Raw genomic sequence first — 17,644 nt, forward strand, 5'->3', positions numbered from 1 at the left:
GGGAGCCGGAATGCCATCAGTCGCGTCGCGTTCATCTCATCGCACCCTGGCGATTCTGCTTGCCTGCGTCGCCCCTGTCGCGCTTGCCGGGGCAGCTCCGCTGCCTTCGCCGGTTGTCGAGGTCAGCCAGCTCTACAAGGATGCTACCGCGCCCATTGCCGCACGCGTGGAGGATCTGCTCAAGCGGATGACGCTGGAGGAGAAGGTCGGCCAGCTGCTGACGGTATGGGGCGGCAAGGCCCAGATGCTCGACGCGAAGAAGCGGATCGATCCGGCCAGGGTCGCCGCGCTTTTCCCCCACGGCTTTGGCGGCTTCGCTCGTCCGTCAGATACGCTCGGCGCGGGGTCGCCGCGCGTGGTGCCAGGTCATGACGTGAGGGGCACGATCGACGTGGTCAACACGCTGCAGCGCTATGCGCTGACGAGCACACGGCTTGGCATCCCGATCCTGTTCCACGAGGAAGGCCTGCACGGTTACGCCGCACGGGACGCAACCAGCTTTCCGGTGCCGATCGGCCTCGCGTCGAGCTGGGACCCCGACATGATCCGCCGGATCAACGCCGTCACCGCGCGCGAGATTGCCGCGCGCGGCGTGACGCTCGCTTTGTCGCCGGTGGTCGATGTCGCGCGCGATCCGCGCTGGGGGCGGATCGAGGAAACGTTCGGCGAGGACCCGTATCTCGTCGGCGAGATGGGCGTCGCGGCAGTGCAGGGGTTGCAGGGCGACAAGGCCGAGAAGCTCGCGCCGGGCAAGGTGTTCGCCACGCTCAAGCATCTGACCGGGCACGGCCAGCCCGAAAGCGGGACCAATATCGGCCCGGCCCAGATTTCCGAGCGTGAGCTGCGCGAGAATTTCTTCCCGCCGTTCGAACAGGCGGTCGAGCGCGCCGCGCCGGGCGCAGTGATGCCGAGCTATAACGAAATCGACGGCACGCCGAGCCATGCGAGCAAATGGCTGTTGCAGGACGTGCTGCGCGGCGAATGGGGTTTCAGCGGTGCGATCACCAGCGATTACGACGCGATCGACCAGCTTCGGTCGATTCATCATATCGCCGCCGACCGGACCGAGGCGGCACTTCTGGCGATCAACGCGGGCGTCGATTCCGACCTGCCCGAAGGCGACAGCTACAAGACGCTGGTCGAATCGGTGCGCGCCGGCAAGATCTCCGAGGCAGTGATCGACAAGGCCGTGCGGAAGATGCTCGAGATCAAGTTCCGCGCCGGGCTGTTCGAGCATCCTTATGCAGATGCTGCGGCCGCGGCGAAGATCACCAACAATGCCGAGGCGCGCGCGCTGGCGCGGACCGCGGCGGCACGGTCGATGGTGCTGCTCAAGAATGACGGCACGCTGCCGTTCGCCATGCCGATAGCAGGCGCGGCAAAACCGACCATCGCGGTGATCGGACCGAGCGCGGCGGTGGCGCGGCTCGGCGGCTATTATGGCCAGCCGCCAGTGACCGTGTCGATCCTCGACGGGATCAGGGCCAAGGTCGGGACGCGTGCCAACATCGTCACGTCGGAAGGCGTGAAGATCACCGAGAATGACGATTGGTGGGAGGACAAGGTCACGCTGGCCGATCCGGCCGAAAATGCGAAGCGCATTGTTGCGGCGGTGGAGGCTGCCAGGGGCGCCGACACGATCGTGCTGGCGATCGGCGATACCGAGCAGACCAGCCGCGAGGCCTGGGCAAACAATCATCTCGGCGACCGGTCGAGCCTTGATCTGGTCGGGCAGCAACAGGATCTGTTCGACGCGCTGAAGGCGCTGGGCAAGCCGGTCGTTGTGGTGATGATCAACGGCCGGCCGCTGTCGATCAACAAGGTCGCGACCGAGGCCAATGCGGTGATCGAGGGCTGGTATCTCGGCGAGCAGGGCGGCAACGCGGTGGCCGATGCGCTGTTCGGCGACGTCAATCCGGGCGGCAAGCTGCCCGTCACTATCGCGCGCTCGGTCGGGCAGTTGCCGATGTTCTACAATCACAAGCCGTCCGCGCATCGCGGTTACCTGTTCAGCGAGGCGACACCGCTTTTCCCGTTCGGTTTCGGGCTGAGCTACACCAGCTTCACCATCGGCGCGCCGCAACTCTCGGCGGCAACGATCCGGACCGATGGGCAGGTCGAGGTGAAGGTGGATGTCGCCAACACCGGCAAGCGGGCGGGCGACGAAGTGGTGCAGGTTTATGTTCGCGACATGGTGAGTTCGGTGACTCGGCCGGTGAAGGAACTGAAGGCGTTCCGGCGCGTGACCTTGCAGCCGGGCGAGGCGAAGACGCTGAGCTTCACGCTCGATCGGCGGGCGTTCCAGATGTGGAACCTCGACATGAAGCGCGTGGTCGAGCCGGGCCAGTTCGAGATCATGGCCGGTGCGAACTCGGTGGATGTGAAGTCCGCAACCCTGACGGTGGCCCAGTGATCGGTCGGCGCCAGCTGCTGGTCTGGCTGTCCTCGGCCAGCGCCGCGGCGCTGACGCCGGGCGTAGCTTTCGCGCGCGCGCCGACGCCGCTGTACAAGGACGCGCGGGCGCCGATCATCGCCCGGGTGAAGGACCTGCTCGGGCGCATGACGCTTGAGGAGAAGGTCGCGCAGACCATCGCGCTCTGGGCGACCAAGGCGGATGTGATGGACGGGCTGGCGTTCGATCCAGCCAAGGCGAGTGCTGCCTATCCTGAAGGGATCGGCCAGATCAGCCGTCCGTCGGACAAGCGCGGCGGGCCGGGCATCGTCAATACCGAGGGCGGGACCGGTGCGCGCTGGCGGACGCCGGCCGACAATATCGCGTTCAACAATGCCGCGCAGCATTGGGCGCTGGAAAAGACTCGGCTCGGCATTCCGGTGCTGTTCCATGAAGAAGCGCTGCACGGCTTCATGGCGACCGAGGCGACCAGCTTCCCCCAGGCGATCGCCCTGGCGGGCAGCTTCGACACCGATCTCGTGCGCCGCGTGAATGCGGTGATCGCGCGGGAATCCCGGGCGCGGGGCGTGCCCTATGTGCTGTCGCCGGTGGTCGATATCGCGCGCGATCCGCGCTGGGGCCGGATCGAGGAGACGTTCGGCGAGGACCCCTATCTCTGTGGCGAGATGGGCGTTGCCGCGGTCGAGGGGCTGCAGGGTATCGGCAAAAGCGAGCGGCTGGGGCACGACAAGGTGTTCGCCACGCTCAAGCACATGACCGGGCATGGCCAGCCGCAATCGGGCACCAATGTCGGCCCCGCCCAGATATCGCAGCGGGAGCTGCGCGAGAATTTCTTCCCGCCTTTCCGCGAGGTGGTGGAGCGCACCGCGATCGGCGCGGTGATGCCGTCCTATAACGAGATCGACGGCGTACCGAGCCACGCGAATAAATGGCTGCTGCACGATGTGCTGCGCGGCGAATGGGGTTTCGACGGCGTGGTCGCGAGCGATTATGGCGCGGTCCAGGAACTCGACAAGATCCATCATGTCGCGGCGGATCAGGCCGAGGGCGCGGGGCTGGCATTGGCGGCGGGGGTGGATTGCGAACTGCCCGATGGGCTCGCCTTTCGCCTGCTGGCTGGCGAGGTGCGCGCCGGACGGGTGAGCGAGGCGGCGATCGATACCGCCGTGTCCCGCCTGCTGACGCTCAAGTTCCGCGCCGGGCTGTTCGAAAATCCTTATGGCGATGCGAAGCTGGCTGCGCGGATTACCGGCAATGAAGAGGCCCGTGCGCTCGCGCTTGAGGCAGCGCGCAAGAGCATCTGCCTGCTCAAGAATGATGGCATTCTCCCGCTGAAGGCCGGCGCGCAAAGGATCGCGGTGATCGGCCCCAACGCGGTGGTCGCACGGCTCGGCGGCTATTCGAGCGTGCCGAAGCAGAAGATCGGCCTGCTCGACGGCATCAGGGCGAAGCTTGGCGGGGCGGAGGTGATCCATGCCCAGGGCGTGTTCATCACCACCAGCGAGAACCCGACCGACAATGAGGTGATCCTCGCTGATCCGGCGAAGAACCGCGCGCTGATCGCCGAGGCGGTCGAGGCGGCGAAGGCGGCCGATGTGATCGTGCTTGCGGTGGGCGACAATGAACTGACCAGCCGTGAGGGTTTTGCGAAAAACCATCTCGGTGACCGGACCGGGATCGACCTGCTGGGCGAGCAGAACGCGCTGTTCGAGGCACTTCACGCGCTGGGCAAACCGCTGGTGGTGGTCGCGATCCATGGCCGACCGGCGAGCTGGCCGACCATTGCCGCCAGGGCGAACGCGATCCTCGATTGCTGGTATGTCGGGCAGGAGGGCGGTACCGCGATGGCCGACGCGTTGTTCGGCGACATCAACCCGGGCGCCAAGCTGCCGGTCACCATCGTGCGCGACGCGGGGCAGATCCCGTTCTTCTACAACCACAAGCCGAGTGCGCGGCGCGGCTATCTGTTCGATGATGCGGCGCCGCTTTTCCCGTTCGGGCACGGGTTGAGCTACACCAGTTTCACCGTCAGGGCGCCCACACTGTCCGCCTCGACGATCGCGCGGGACGTCAGCGTGATCGTGTCGGTCGAGGTCGCCAATACGGGCGCGCGGGCCGGGGATGAGGTGGTCCAACTCTATATCCGCCACCTCGACGCGTCGGTCACGCAGCCGGTGCTGGCCTTGAAGGGGTTCGAGCGCATCACGCTCGCGCCGGGCGAGCGCAGGATGGTACGCTTCACGCTCGAGCCCAAGGCTTTCCGCATCTGGAACGTCGCGATGAAGGAAGTCGTCGAGCCCGGTCGAGTCGAAATCATGGTCGGAAACAGCTCGGCCAAGTTGCAATCCGCGATCCTCACGATCGCCTGACGGGAAGCATCATGCCGAAGATTACTAGTGCGCGCGTTATCGTGACCTGCCCCGGGCGGAATTTCGTGACGCTGAAGATCGAGACTGACGAGGGGGTGTACGGCCTTGGCGATGCGACGCTGAACGGTCGGGAGCTGAGCGTCGCGAGCTATCTGCAGGATCATGTGGTGCCGTGCCTCATTGGGCGGGATGCGCACCGGATCGAGGATGTGTGGCAGTTCCTGTACAAGGGGGCGTATTGGCGGCGGGGTCCGGTGACGATGTCGGCGATCGCCGCAGTCGATACGGCGCTGTGGGATATCAAGGGTAAGATCGCGGGGTTGCCGGTCTATCAGCTTCTCGGCGGGGCGAACCGCGAAGGCGTGATGGTGTACGGCCATGCCAATGGCGCGACGATCGAGGAGACGATCGACAACGCGCTTCATTACCAGTCGCTCGGCTATAAGGCGATCAGGCTCCAGTCGGGCGTACCGGGCTTAGCCTCGACCTATGGCGTGTCGAAGGATCGCTATTTCTACGAGCCGGCCGATGCCGATCTGCCGACCGAGAATGTCTGGTCGAGCGAGAAGTATCTGCGCTCGGTGCCACCCCTGTTCGAAAAGGCGCGCGAGGCGCTTGGCTGGGACGTGCACCTGCTGCACGACATCCACCACCGGCTGACCCCGATCGAGGCAGGCCGCCTCGGCAAGGACCTGGAGCAATACCGGCCCTTCTGGCTCGAGGATGCGACGCCGGCGGAGAACCAGGCGAACTTCCGCCTGATCCGCCAGCACACCACCACGCCGCTGGCGGTGGGCGAGATCTTCAATTCGATCTGGGACTGCAAGCAGCTGATCGAAGAGCAGCTGATCGACTATATCCGGGCGACCGTGGTCCATGCCGGGGGCATCACCCATCTGCGCCGGGTCGCGAGCTTCGCCGACCTGCACAATGTCCGCACCGGCTGTCACGGCGCGACCGACCTGTCGCCGGTGTGCATGGCGGCGGCGCTTCATTTCGACCTGTCGGTGCCGAACTTCGGGATTCAGGAATATATGCGGCACACCGACGAGACCGACGCGGTGTTCCCGCACGCCTACACTTATGACAACGGCCTGATGCACCCGGGCGACAAGCCTGGGCTCGGCGTCGACCTCGATGAGGTCCTCGCCGCGAAATACGAATATAGCCGCGCCTATCTCCCGGTGAACCGTCTCGAAGACGGCACCATGACCAACTGGTGAGTCGACAGGTGAGGGGATTTCAATGAACGCGACCGCCGGCGCGGAAGCGCCGATCCTGCCCAAGCCGTCGGGCAAGGTCCGCTGGATCGTCTGCGGCCTGCTCTTCGCGGCGGTCGTGCTCAGCTATATCGACCGCCTTGTCCTGTCGGTGCTGAAGCCCGATCTCGCCGCGCAATATCACTGGACCGAGCAAGGCTATGCCGATCTCGCGGTCGCGTTCCAGCTTACCTACGGCATCGCCTATGTGATCTTCGGCCGGCTGGTCGACCGGGTCGGGGCGAAGATCGGCTATGCCATCGCCGTCACCCTCTGGACCATCGGCCATATGGGCCATGTGCTGTTCACCACCACGACCGGCATGATGATCGCGCGGCTGACGCTGGCGTTCGGCGAGGCGGGCACCTTCCCCTCGGCGCTCGCCGCCGCGAACGAATGGTTCCCGAAGCGCGAGCGCGCTTTCGCGATCGGCATCTTCAACGCAGGTTCCAATATCGGCGCGATCGTCACCCCGCTGATCGTGCCGGTCATCACCATCGCGTTTGGCTGGCGCTGGGCCTTCATCCTCACCGGCCTGCTGACCGTGATCTGGCTGGTCGCCTGGCTCGGTTTCTACAACCGACCGTCAAAGCATCCGCGCGTGTCGGCGGAGGAGCTTGCCTTCATCGAATCCGATCCGGCCCAGCCCGAACAGGTGCGGGTGAAGCGCGGCTTCGTCGAGGGTGTGGTCGCGCTGGTCCAGGACTATCGCGCGCTGTTCCGCCATCGCCAGACCTGGGCCTACATGGCCGGCCGCTTTCTGATCGATCCGGTGTGGTGGACGTTCCTGTTCTGGCTGCCCGACTTCTTCAACAAGCAATATCATGTGAAGATGCTCGATTTCGGGCCGCCGCTGGTCATGATCTATCTGATCGCCGATGTCGGCTCGGTGGCGGGCGGCTGGATCTCGTCGCGGCTGATCGGCAAGGGCTACAGCATCAACCGGTCGCGCAAGACGGCGATGTTCTTCATGGCGTTGTTCGCGCTGCCCATCGCCTTCGCCACCGCCGCGCCGAACATGTGGGTCGCGGCCGGGCTGATCGGGCTCGCCTGCGCCGCGCACCAGGGCTTCTCCGCCAATGTCTACACCATCCCGGGCGATCTCTTTCCGCGCTGGCGGGCAGGGTCGGTGATCGGGCTCGGCGGCCTCGCCGGCGCGATCGGTGGCGCCTTGATGGCGAAATACGCCGGCTATATCCTCGCCACCGTCGGCAGCTTCCAGCCGATCTTCATCCTCGCGGCGTGTTCCTACCTGCTCGCGCTGCTCGTCGTCCATCTGATCGTGCCGCGCTGGGAGCCGGCCGTTCTCGCACATAACGAAGGCAACCAATGACGAAGCTGACGCTCCACCCCGACCGCCTGTTCCCTGCCGAGGGCCGGACGCGCGACATCGCGCGTGCGTTGTACACCGGTGTCAAGGATCTGCCGATCATCTCCCCGCACGGCCACACCGATCCGTCCTGGTTCGCCTATGACCAGCCTTTCGCCGATCCGGCCCAGTTGCTGATCGTACCCGATCACTATGTCTTCCGCATGCTCTACAGCCAGGGCATTCCGCTGGAAAAGCTGGGCGTGCCCACCCGGGACGGCACGCCGACCGAGACCGACGGGCGGGCGATCTGGAAAATCTTCGCTGAGCACTATCATCTGTTTCGCGGCACGCCATCGTCGATGTGGCTCGATTGGGTGTTCGTCGAATGCTTCGGCCTCGACGTGCGGCTGGAGCCGGCGACCGCCGACCATTATTACGAGACGATCGACGCGGCGCTGAAGACACCGGCCTTCCGCCCGCGCGCGCTGTTCGAACGCTACCGCATCGAGGCGATCGCCACTACCGAGAGCCCGCTCGACCCGCTCGACCACCACCGCGCGATCCGCGAGAGCGGCTGGCAGGGCCGGGTGATGACCGCCTATCGTCCCGACCCCGTGATGGACCCGGAGGCCGCCGGTTTCCTCGAGAATATCGCGCGCTTCGGCGAAACGGCCGGGGAGGATATCTCCACCTTCGCCGGCTATCTGCGCGCGCACCAGTTTCACCGATCGCGCTTCCGCGAGGCGGGGGCGACTTCGACCGATCACGGCCATCCCAGCGCCTTCACCGCGAACCTGCCGGTGGCCGAGGCCGAGGCGCTCTACGCGAAGGTGCGGGCAGGCCAGGCAAGCGCCGCCGAAGCCGAACTGTTCCGCGGCCAGATGCTGACCGAGATGGCGCGCCTGTCGATCGAGGACGGCATGGTGATGCAGCTCCATCCCGGCGCGTTCCGCAGCCATAATCCGGGCGTGCTGGCGCGGTTCGGCCGCGACAAGGGGGCGGATATCCCGCTGCCCAGCGAGTTCGTCCACAACCTGAAGCCGCTGCTCGACGCGTACGGCAATGATCCGCGCCTGACCCTGATCCTGTTCACGCTTGACGAGGATACCTACAGCCGCGAACTGGCACCGCTGGCTGGCCATTATCCGGCGCTCCGGCTCGGCCCGCCCTGGTGGTTCCACGACAGCCCCGAGGGCATGCGCCGTTTCCGCCAGCGCGCGACCGAGACGGCGGGTTTCTACAACACGGTCGGCTTCAACGACGATACGCGCGCCTTCCTGTCGATCCCGGCGCGGCACGACGTCGCGCGGCGGATGGATTGTACTTTCCTGGCCCAGCTCGTCGCCGAGCACCGGCTCGAGGAAGACGAGGCGCATCAGCTTGCGAAGGCGCTTTCCTATGATCTGGCGAAGGCGGCGTACAAGCTGTGAGCAGGTCTCCTTACTCTTCCCCGGCGCAAGCCGGGGCCCAGTATCGGGCCGGTTGTAACTGGACCCCGGCCTCCGCCGGGGAAGGAAAGAAATGACAAGACTCTCATCTGCGACGATTGGCGATTTACCTTCAACCGTCGCCGTCCCTTCCTACGACCGTTCCGCCGTAAAACCTGGCGTCGTCCATCTCGGCATCGGCGCCTTCCACCGCGCGCACCAGGCCGTGGTGTTCGAGGCGGCGCTCGAATCCGGCGACCTGCGCTGGGGCATCACCGGGGCGTCGTTGCGCTCGGCCGGCGTGCGCGACGAGATGAACCCGCAGGACGGGCTCTACACCGTCGTCACCCGGGACGGATCGGGTGACAGCCTGAAGGTCATGGGCGTCGTGCGCGAAGTGCTGGTCGCGCCCGAGAACCCGGGAGCCCTGGTCGAGCGGCTGGCGCATCCCGATACGCATGTCGTGACGCTGACCGTGACCGAGAAGGGTTATAAGCTCGACCCGGCGACCGGCGCGCTGCTAGCCGATGACCCCGATGTCGCTGCCGACTGCACCGACCTGACCGCACCCAGGACCGCGCCGGGGTTCCTCGTCGCGGCGCTCGCCGCGCGCCGCGATCGCGGCCTGCCCCCGTTCACCGCGATCTCGTGCGACAATCTGCCGCACAATGGCCGACGGCTTGAGCGGGCGGTGCTGGCCATCGCCCGCGCACACGGCGCGGCGCTCGCGGAGTGGATCGAAACCGAGGGCGCCTTTCCCGAAACGATGGTCGACCGCATCGTCCCCGCGACCACGTCGGCTGATATCGTGGGGCTGGAAGCGTCGCTTGGCATGAGCGACCAGGCGATGGTGAAGGCCGAGCCGTTCCTGCAATGGGTGATCGAGGATCGCTTCTGCGGCCCGCGTCCCGCGTTCGAGATGCCGGGCGTGCAGATCACCGCGTCGGTCGCGCCGTGGGAAGAAGCCAAGCTGCGCCTGCTCAACGGCGCGCATTCGGGCATCGCCTATCTCGGCGGGTTGGCCGGCATCGAGTTTGTCCATGAAGTTGTCGCGATCCCGGCCTTTACGCGCTTCGTCGAGGCGCTGTGGGACGAGGCCGAGGTCACCTTGTCGCCACCGCCCGGGCTGGATGTTGCTGCCTATCGCAGCGCGCTGATGCAGCGCTTCACCAATCCCGCGCTCCAGCACCGCACCCGCCAGATCGCGATGGACGGATCGCAGAAGCTGCCGCAGCGCCTGCTCGCGCCGATCGCGGCACGGCGGGCCAAGGGGCTGGACGTCGACGCGCTGGCGCTGGCGGTCGCGGCCTGGATGCGCTGGCAGGGCGGGCGCGACGATAGCGGGGCCGCCCATGTGGTTGACGATCCACTGGCCGCCGTCACCGCCGCGCGGCTCGATGGCGTGGCCGAAGCTGAGGCGCAGGTGGCCGCGCTGCTGTCGATCGATGCGATCTTCCCGCCCGCACTTGCTGCCGACGCGGTGTTCCGCACCACGCTCACGCGGCATCTGGCGGCACTCGCCGCGACCGGCGCGCGCGCCACGGTGGAGGCCTTTGCATGACCGACCTGACACGGCGTGAGGCGATCGGCGCCGCGGCGGCGGCCGCCCTGCTCGTGCCGGGGAGTGCGCTGGCCGCGTCGCCCGGGCTCGACGCGATCGGCAAGGCGCGCGGTGTCCGCTTCGGGACCTGCCTGGGCGGCAAGGGCCTGCGCGATCCCCGCTATCGTGCGCTGGTGGCGGCGCAGTGCGGGCTGATCGTGCCGGAGAATGAACTGAAATGGCAGGCGGTCCGCCCGGACGCGAAGACCTTCGATTTCCGCGCCGCCGACGCGCTGATCGCCTGGGCGACATTGGTCGGGCTCGGCGTGCGCGGGCATACCTTGCTGTGGCAGAAGACCGAGCGCTATCCGAAATGGCTGGTCGAGCATGATTTCGGCCCCAACCCGCGCGCCGAGGCGGAGCGCCTGCTGACCGAGCATGTCTCGACCGTGGCTGGCCGCTATGCCGGGGTGCTGCCGAGCTTCGACGTGGTCAACGAGGCGGTCGACGAGAAGACCGGCGGCCTGCGCGAGACTGTGCTGACCGCCCCGCTCGGCGCGGAGAATGTCATCGACCTCGCCTTCCGCACCGCTCGCGCCGCGGCGCCGCACATGCAGCTCGTCTATAACGATTATATGAGCTGGGAGCCAGGCAACGACCTCCATCGCAGCGGCGTGCTCAAGCTGCTCGAAGCCCTGAAGAAGCGTGGCACCCCGGTCGATGCGCTGGGCATCCAGTCGCATATCGGCGCGCCGGGGCAGGGCGCGGGTGCCCCGTTCGGCACACGCGACGAAAAGGCGTGGCGCGATTTCCTCGATGCGGTCACCGGCATGGGGCTGAAGCTGGTCGTCACCGAGATGGACGTGAACGACAAGCTGTTGTCGACCGACATCGCGACCCGCGACCGCGCCGTGGCGGATTATGCCAGGGCCTTTCTCGATTCCCTGCTCGCCTATCCGCAGCTCGATACCGTGCTGTTCTGGGGAATCTCCGACAAATATAGCTGGCTGCAGGGCCTTACGCCGCGTCCCGACGGGTTGGCGAAGCGCTGCTGCCCGTACGGCATGAACTACGAGCCAAGGCCGCTTCGCACGGCGGTCGCGGCCGCGCTGGCCGCGGCGGCGATACGATAGGAGGGTTTGGCCGATGAGCATGATCACGCGCGCGATCGCCGCATCCTTGTTGTGCGTGACGGTGGCTGGCCCGGCGGCGCCGGCAGCGCGCGAAACCTGGCTGCGGAGCTGGGCCTCGTCGCAACAGATTCCCGAACCGAACAATGCGCTGCCCGAAGCCGATCTCAGGGACGCGACGCTGCGCCAGGTGGTGCGGGTCAGTGCCGGGGGACCACAGATCCGGGTGATGCTGTCGAACGCGTTCGGCACCGAACCGCTGCGCATCGATGCGGCGCATGTCGCGCTGTCGGCGGGCAGCATGACATCGAAGATCGATCTCGCGAGCGACCGGGCACTCACTTTCGACGGCGCGGCCGAGGTCACGATCCCGGCCGGTGCCAGCTATCTGTCCGATCCCGTTCGGTTGCCGGTGCGGGCGCTGGCCAGCGTGGCGATCACCCTGCATCTGCCCGATGCGCCCGCGCGCCAGACAAGCCATCCCGGGTCGCGCGCCACTTCCTATATCGTCCATGGCAACAAGGTGGCCGATGCAGAGCTGACCGGCGCGAAGACGGTCGAGCATTGGTACCAGATCGCCGGGGTCGAGGTCATGGCCGCGACCGATGGTCGCGCGATCGTGACGCTGGGCGATTCGATCACCGACGGCAACGGCTCGACCACCAACGGCAATGATCGCTGGCCCGATCGACTGGCTGAGCGGCTCCAGGCATCGCCCGCCACCCGCAATGTCACGGTGCTCAACCACGGCATCGGCGGCGGCCGGCTGCTGCTCGACGGGCTCGGCCCGAATGCGCTGGCGCGTTTCGACCGCGACGTGCTGGGCCAGACCGGCATTCGCTATCTGATCGTGCTCGAGGGCGTGAACGATCTCGGCACCTTCACGCGCGACGCTCCGCAGACCCCGGAGGCGCATGCGGCGCTCGTCCGCCGGATCATCGGCGCTTATCGCCAGATCGTCCAGCGCGCCCGTGCCGCCCGCATCAAGGTGATCGGTGGCACGATCCTGCCCTATGGCGGCAATGATTATTATCATCCCGATGCGCAGAACGAGGCCGACCGCCAGGCGATCAACGCATGGATTCGCGCGCCCGGCAATTTCGATGCCGTGGTCGATTTCGACGCGGTGATGCGCGATCCCGCCAATCCGATGCGGATGCGCGCCGATGTCGACAAGGGCGACCATCTGCATCCGGGCGTCGCCGGCCACCGCGCGATGGGCGACGCCGTCCCGCTGGCGTTGTTCAAGTGACATCCGGTCGCGCCGCCGCGTCGAACAAGGGCTTTGACACCGCGACACCGGCGGCGGCACAGACCTGCCTCGCCGTGTCTGGTCGCGGCGCAGAATTCATCGGCGTTGCCCGATCGGGGCTTCATCGCCCCTCGCACGCGCCGAAACCGTGATTACCTACACCCCTAACCGACCGCGGGAGCGGCCAAGGAGATCAGCATGACGATCAACGGCGAAATGTTCATCGGCGCGCGCGCCGTGCGCGGCACCCAGGGCGAGATTCGCGCGGTCCAGGCGGAGACCGGCGAGTCGATGGAGCCCGCATTCGGCGGCGCCACGCTTGAGGATCTCGATGCCGCCTGCGCCCTCGCCGACTCAGCGTTCGACGCCTATCGCGAGACCTCACCCGAGGATCGCGCCAGGTTCCTCGAAGCCATCGCCGACAATATCATGGGCATCGGCGACGAACTGATCGAGCGCGCCATGGCCGAGAGCGGCCTGCCGCGCGGCCGCCTCGAGGGCGAGCGCGGTCGGACGTGCGGCCAGCTCCGCCTGTTCGCCCAGGTCGTGCGCGACGGCCATTATCTCGACGTGCGCATCGACCATGCCGATCCGGCGCGGACCCCGGCGCCGAAACCCGACCTGCGCCTGCGCAACATCCCGGTCGGCCCGGTCGCCGTGTTCGGCGCGTCCAACTTCCCGCTCGCCTTCTCGGTCGCGGGGGGAGACACCGCCTCGGCGCTCGCCGCCGGCTGCCCGGTCGTTGCCAAGGCGCACAGCGCGCATCCCGGCACCTCCGAACTGGTCGGCCGCGCGGTGCGCAAAGCCGTCGCCGATTGCGGCCTGCCCGAAGGCGTCTTCTCGCTGTTGTTCGATTCCGGCCGCACCATCGGCCAGGGCCTGGTTGCCGACGCGCGCATCAAGGCGGCCGGCTTCACCGGCTCGCGTGGCGGCGGCACGGCGCTGATGAAGATCGCGCAGAACCGTGCCGAGCCGATCCCGGTCTATGCCGAGATGAGCTCGATCAACCCGGTCATCCTGTTCCCGAACGCGCTCGCGGCGAAGGCTGAATCGACCGCCAGGGCGTTCGTCGGCTCGCTGACACTGGGCGCCGGGCAGTTCTGCACCAACCCCGGCCTGATCCTCGGCATCGACGGCCCCGATCTCGACACCTTCGTCGCGGCGGCGGCGGCGGCGCTGGGCGACATGCCGGCAGCGACGATGCTCACCCCGGGCATCGCGAAGGCCTATCAGACGGGCGTCGAGGCGATCGGCAGCCACAACACCGTCGAGACGGTCGCGCGTGGCAAGGCCGGGCATCACTGCCAGGGCCAGGCCGGCCTGTTCCAGACCAGCGCCGAGGATTTCCTCGCTCATCACGAGCTGCAGGATGAAATCTTCGGCGCCGCGTCGCTGATCGTGCGCTGCGCCGATCTGGAGACGGTGACCAATGTCGTCGATCATCTCGAGGGCCAGCTCACCGGGGCGATCCACATCGTCGAGGCTGATCATCCCGAGGCGGCGAAGCTGATCCCGCATCTTGAGCGCAAGGTCGGCCGCATCCTGGTCAACGGCTTCGGCACCGGCGTGGAAGTGGCCCATGCCATGGTCCATGGCGGACCCTATCCCTCGACCGCCGATGGCCGCTCGACCTCGGTCGGCAGCAAGGCGATCGATCGCTTCCTGCGGCCTGTCTCCTACCAGGATCTGCCTGACGATCTGCTCCCGGCGGCGCTGAAGCAGGCCAACCCGCTTGGGATCGAGCGCCTCGTGGACGGCAAGCGCTGATGGGCGTGCGGCTGGTCGGCATTTCGGGAAGCCTGAGGCGGCATTCCTACAATGCCGGCCTGTTGCGGGCGGCGCGGGAGGCGATGCCGGAGGGCCACGAACTGGCGATCCATACGATCGCCGGCGTCCCGCTCTACAATGGCGATGTCGAGGCGGCGGAGGGCATTCCCGCCGCCGTCGCCGTGCTGAAGGATGCGGTGGCCGAAGCCGACGGGTTGCTGCTCGTCACGCCTGAGTACAACAACGGCGTGCCGGGCGTGTTCAAGAACGCGATCGACTGGATGTCGCGCCCGGCCTCCGACATCCCCCGCGTGTTCGGCGGCAAGCCCGTCGCGCTGATCGGCGCGTCGCCCGGCAATTTCGGGACGATCCTGTCGCAGAATGGCTGGTTGCCGACGCTGCGAACGCTCGGTGCCGAGCTGTGGAGCGGCCAGAAGCTGATGGTCTCGGGCGCCGGCCAGGCGTTCGACGGCGAAGGCAACCTGATCGACGATGCCGTGCGCGCCAGGCTTGCGCGGTTCGTGGCGGGCTTCGTCGCTTCGCTCTGACCTGGCGCCCGGGGGCCCGTCGATCTTCCCGGGTCGATCTTCCCGATATGTGCCGCGGCAGGCCGAGGAAAGAGCCTGCCGCGACGTCCCGTCATTCGTGCCGCCCCGTCATTCGTAGCGCAGCGCGCGGATCGGGCTGGTGCGCGCGACGCGCCAGGCATGGGCCGAGATGGTCCCAATCGCGATCATCACGGCGAGCAGGCCGGCCACCAGGAACGGCACCGGGGTCAGCGAGATCCGGCTTTCGAACCCGTTGAGCCACCCGCGCATCACCCACCAGGCGATCGGCCAGGCGATCAGGTTCGCGATCAGCACCGGCTGGCTGAACTGCCACACCAGCAGTCGCAGGATGTCGCCGGTGCGGGCTCCCAGCACCTTGCGGATGCCGATCTCCTTGGTGCGCCGCTCCGCGGTGAAGGACGCGAGGCCGAACAGGCCGAGGCATCCGATCACCACCGCGAGGATCGCGAAGGCGCCGAACAGTTTCGCCCGTGCCTCGTCGGCGTTGTAGAGATCGCGCACGATATCGTCGACGAACTTGGCGTCGAACGGCACGTCGGGCACCTGGCGCTTCCACGCCGCGGCGACCTGGTCATAGGCCAGCTTGGGTTCGACACCCTGGAAGCGTACCGCCATGCTGTTGTAACCGTTGGTCTGGTAGAAATAGAACATCGGCTGCAACGGGTCGCGCGCTGAGCGATACCGGGCATCGGCGACGATGCCGATCACGGTCGCCGGCACCAGGCCATATTCGCCGTCGACTATACTGGCCATCACCGTCTTGCCGAGCGCCGTCTCCGCCTGGGCGAAACCGAGCCGATGCGCCGCCTCCTCGCTCAGGATGATATTCAACCCACGCTGGACCAGTGCCCGCTCAGCCTCGGGCTGGGCCGGCTGAGGTGTGGTCGCGTCGTCGCGCGGCTGGCTCTCGGAGAAGGTGCGGCCGGCGATCAGCCTGATGCCCATTGCCTTGAAGAAATCCGGATCGGCCCCGTACACGCCGAGCGCGACCGGATTCGAGCTACCCGGCAGGCTGACCGTGGTCACCGCATTGTTGCCGCCATTGACCGAGATGGTCGAGCGGGCGACGGCGGTGACGCCCGGAATGCGCCTCATCTCCTCCATCAGCGGCCGTGCCACGGCTTCCGCCTGGGGCCGGCCGACGCTCCCGATCTGGATCAGCCCGTCACGCTTGTATCCGGCGTCGCTGGTGCGTGCGTAAACGGTCTGGGCATAGACGATCGAGGTGCAGATGATCAGCCCGATCGACACGGCGAACTGGCCGATCACCAGGACATTGCGCAGCCGCCCGGAGCCTTCGGCGTCGGCAGCGGACTTGTTGGCCTTCAGCACGCGCGCCGGTTCGAAGCGCGACAGGACGAGCGCCGGATAGACGCCACCCGCCAGCCCGACGAGCAGGGTGAGGCCGATCACCGGGAAGATCAGCCCGTCGAACGCGAAATAGCGCAGCGAGATGTCCGCCTTCAGGAAGGTGTTGAGGCCGGGCAGGGTGATCTCCACCACGGCCAGCGCCACCAGCATCGCGATCGCCGCGAGCAGGATCGATTCACCGATGAACTGGGTGATGAGCTGCCGGCGTGTCGCGCCGAGCACTTTGCGCAGCGCGACTTCCCGGGCGCGCTGGGTGGCGCGGGCGGTGGCGAGGTTGGTGAAGTTGACGCATGCCATGGCCATGATCAGCAGCGCGACGATGGCGAAGGTGATGATCGTCGTCTTGTCATTGCCCGGCCGCATCGTGGCCATCTGTGCCTCGCCGAGATGGATGTCGCGGAGGTTGACGAGTTTCCAGTCCTGGTTGTCGCCCGCATTCTGCTTGCGCGTGCCATTGTCCTCGTCGGGAATGTTGCGCTTTTCCCAGGCGGGTAGCGCGGCGTTGATCGTGTTCACGTCGACGCCGGGCTTCAGGCGGACGAGATAGTTGCCGGCCTGGCTGTTCCAGCTTGTGAGCACGAACGGGGACTTGGCGAAAAAGGCCTGGGGATCGAAGCGCACGACCATGTTCATCGCGAGCGACGTGTTCCTGGGCATGTCCTTGTACACGCCCGTCACGCGGTAGTCGGCGGTGACATCGCCGAACATCAGGGTCACCGTGCGGCCGATCGGGTTGCCGTTGCCGAACAGGATCCTGGCCTGCGTCTCGCCCAGCGCCATCGCATGCGGATCATCGAGCGCATGTGCGGGGTCGCCATGAATGAAGGGCACCTCCACCACGCTGAACAGCGGGCCGTCGGCAAGGAGCGTATCCTGGACCGTCGAGGGCTGGCCGTCCTTGAGCACGACGACGCTGGTGCCCTTCACATAGATCGCACGCTCGATCTGGGGGAAGTCCTTCTTCAGCGCGACGCCGGCGGCATAGCTCGTCACCTGAAGCTTCATCTCCTGGCCGCCGGACTCGGTCGGGCTATAGAAATCCTGCAGCTCGAAGGTGCGGTCGGCATTAGGCAGCCAGCCATCGTAGCTGAATTCGTAGCGTACGAAGCCGAGGATCAGCAGGCATGCCGCGATGCCGAGCGCGAGGCCCGCGATGTTGATGAAGGCATAGGCGCGGTTCTTGGCGAGCGCGCGAAGGCCGACGGTCAGGTAGTTGCGCCACATGGCGGGTCTCC

The 17,644-nt window shown here is 66.9% G+C and carries 11 protein-coding genes; 10 read left to right on the top strand and 1 reads right to left on the bottom strand.

Translation table 11 applies throughout. The features are described from left to right. Positions 1 to 10 precede the first annotated feature (10 nt). The 10 genes from P0Y59_21085 to P0Y59_21130 all read left to right on the top strand — a co-directional run bounded on the left by P0Y59_21085 (position 11) and on the right by P0Y59_21130 (position 15,017). Positions 11 to 2,413, top strand: a complete 2,403-nt coding sequence (locus P0Y59_21085; protein WEJ99386.1) for a glycoside hydrolase family 3 N-terminal domain-containing protein — start codon at positions 11 to 13, stop codon at positions 2,411 to 2,413. A 26-nt stretch (positions 2,414 to 2,439) separates the two neighbouring features. Then, positions 2,440 to 4,782, top strand: coding sequence for a glycoside hydrolase family 3 N-terminal domain-containing protein (locus tag P0Y59_21090; GenBank protein ID WEK02645.1), 2,343 nt, complete (start codon positions 2,440 to 2,442; stop codon positions 4,780 to 4,782). 11 nt (positions 4,783 to 4,793) lie between these two features. Then, positions 4,794 to 6,005 (top strand): D-galactonate dehydratase family protein, encoded by a 1,212-nt coding sequence (locus P0Y59_21095; GenBank protein ID WEJ99387.1) that lies wholly within the window; start codon positions 4,794 to 4,796, stop codon positions 6,003 to 6,005. Between the two features lie 22 nt (positions 6,006 to 6,027). Beyond that, complete coding sequence (locus tag P0Y59_21100; GenBank protein ID WEJ99388.1) at positions 6,028 to 7,374, top strand: MFS transporter; 1,347 nt, start codon at positions 6,028 to 6,030, stop codon at positions 7,372 to 7,374. Next, a complete protein-coding gene (uxaC, locus tag P0Y59_21105) occupies positions 7,371 to 8,783 on the top strand; it encodes a glucuronate isomerase (GenBank protein WEJ99389.1) in 1,413 nt (470 codons plus the stop codon). The genes P0Y59_21100 and uxaC overlap by 4 nt, the downstream gene beginning before the upstream one ends. A 91-nt stretch (positions 8,784 to 8,874) precedes the next feature. Further along, entirely contained in the window at positions 8,875 to 10,341 is a 1,467-nt protein-coding gene (locus tag P0Y59_21110) for a mannitol dehydrogenase family protein (protein WEJ99390.1), read from the top strand. Beyond that, positions 10,338 to 11,453, top strand: a complete 1,116-nt coding sequence (locus P0Y59_21115; GenBank protein ID WEJ99391.1) for an endo-1,4-beta-xylanase — start codon at positions 10,338 to 10,340, stop codon at positions 11,451 to 11,453. The genes P0Y59_21110 and P0Y59_21115 overlap by 4 nt, the downstream gene beginning before the upstream one ends. Positions 11,454 to 11,472: 19 nt before the next feature. Further along, on the top strand, positions 11,473 to 12,702 hold the full coding sequence (locus tag P0Y59_21120; protein ID WEK02646.1) for an SGNH/GDSL hydrolase family protein: 1,230 nt from the start codon (positions 11,473 to 11,475) through the stop codon (positions 12,700 to 12,702). Between the two features lie 198 nt (positions 12,703 to 12,900). Continuing rightward, positions 12,901 to 14,469 carry an aldehyde dehydrogenase (NADP(+)) gene (locus P0Y59_21125; protein WEJ99392.1) on the top strand — a complete coding sequence of 523 codons (1,569 nt, stop codon included), beginning with the start codon at positions 12,901 to 12,903 and terminating at the stop codon, positions 14,467 to 14,469. Further along, on the top strand, positions 14,469 to 15,017 hold the full coding sequence (locus tag P0Y59_21130) for an NAD(P)H-dependent oxidoreductase (protein ID WEJ99393.1): 549 nt from the start codon (positions 14,469 to 14,471) through the stop codon (positions 15,015 to 15,017). Before P0Y59_21125 ends, P0Y59_21130 begins: the two co-directional genes overlap by 1 nt. 108 nt (positions 15,018 to 15,125) lie before the next feature. Here the strand turns inward: P0Y59_21130 and P0Y59_21135 are convergent, their stop codons facing one another. Continuing rightward, positions 15,126 to 17,633: an ABC transporter permease gene (locus P0Y59_21135; GenBank protein WEJ99394.1), complete on the bottom strand. Its 2,508-nt coding sequence runs from the start codon at positions 17,631 to 17,633 to the stop codon at positions 15,126 to 15,128. Between the last annotated feature and the right edge of the window lie 11 nt (positions 17,634 to 17,644).

It is taken from the genome of Candidatus Sphingomonas phytovorans (genome assembly GCA_029202385.1).
GTDB lineage: Bacteria > Pseudomonadota > Alphaproteobacteria > Sphingomonadales > Sphingomonadaceae > Sphingomonas > Sphingomonas phytovorans.

Coding starts and splice junctions, on each gene's coding strand:
- P0Y59_21125 (WEJ99392.1), top strand. CDS start 12,901: ATGACGATCAACGGCGAAATGTTCATCGGCGCGCGCGCCGTGCGCGGC.
- uxaC (WEJ99389.1), top strand. CDS start 7,371: ATGACGAAGCTGACGCTCCACCCCGACCGCCTGTTCCCTGCCGAGGGC.
- P0Y59_21110 (WEJ99390.1), top strand. CDS start 8,875: ATGACAAGACTCTCATCTGCGACGATTGGCGATTTACCTTCAACCGTC.
- P0Y59_21100 (WEJ99388.1), top strand. CDS start 6,028: ATGAACGCGACCGCCGGCGCGGAAGCGCCGATCCTGCCCAAGCCGTCG.
- P0Y59_21115 (WEJ99391.1), top strand. CDS start 10,338: ATGACCGACCTGACACGGCGTGAGGCGATCGGCGCCGCGGCGGCGGCC.
- P0Y59_21095 (WEJ99387.1), top strand. CDS start 4,794: ATGCCGAAGATTACTAGTGCGCGCGTTATCGTGACCTGCCCCGGGCGG.
- P0Y59_21130 (WEJ99393.1), top strand. CDS start 14,469: ATGGGCGTGCGGCTGGTCGGCATTTCGGGAAGCCTGAGGCGGCATTCC.
- P0Y59_21120 (WEK02646.1), top strand. CDS start 11,473: ATGATCACGCGCGCGATCGCCGCATCCTTGTTGTGCGTGACGGTGGCT.
- P0Y59_21085 (WEJ99386.1), top strand. CDS start 11: ATGCCATCAGTCGCGTCGCGTTCATCTCATCGCACCCTGGCGATTCTG.
- P0Y59_21135 (WEJ99394.1), bottom strand. CDS start 17,633: ATGTGGCGCAACTACCTGACCGTCGGCCTTCGCGCGCTCGCCAAGAAC.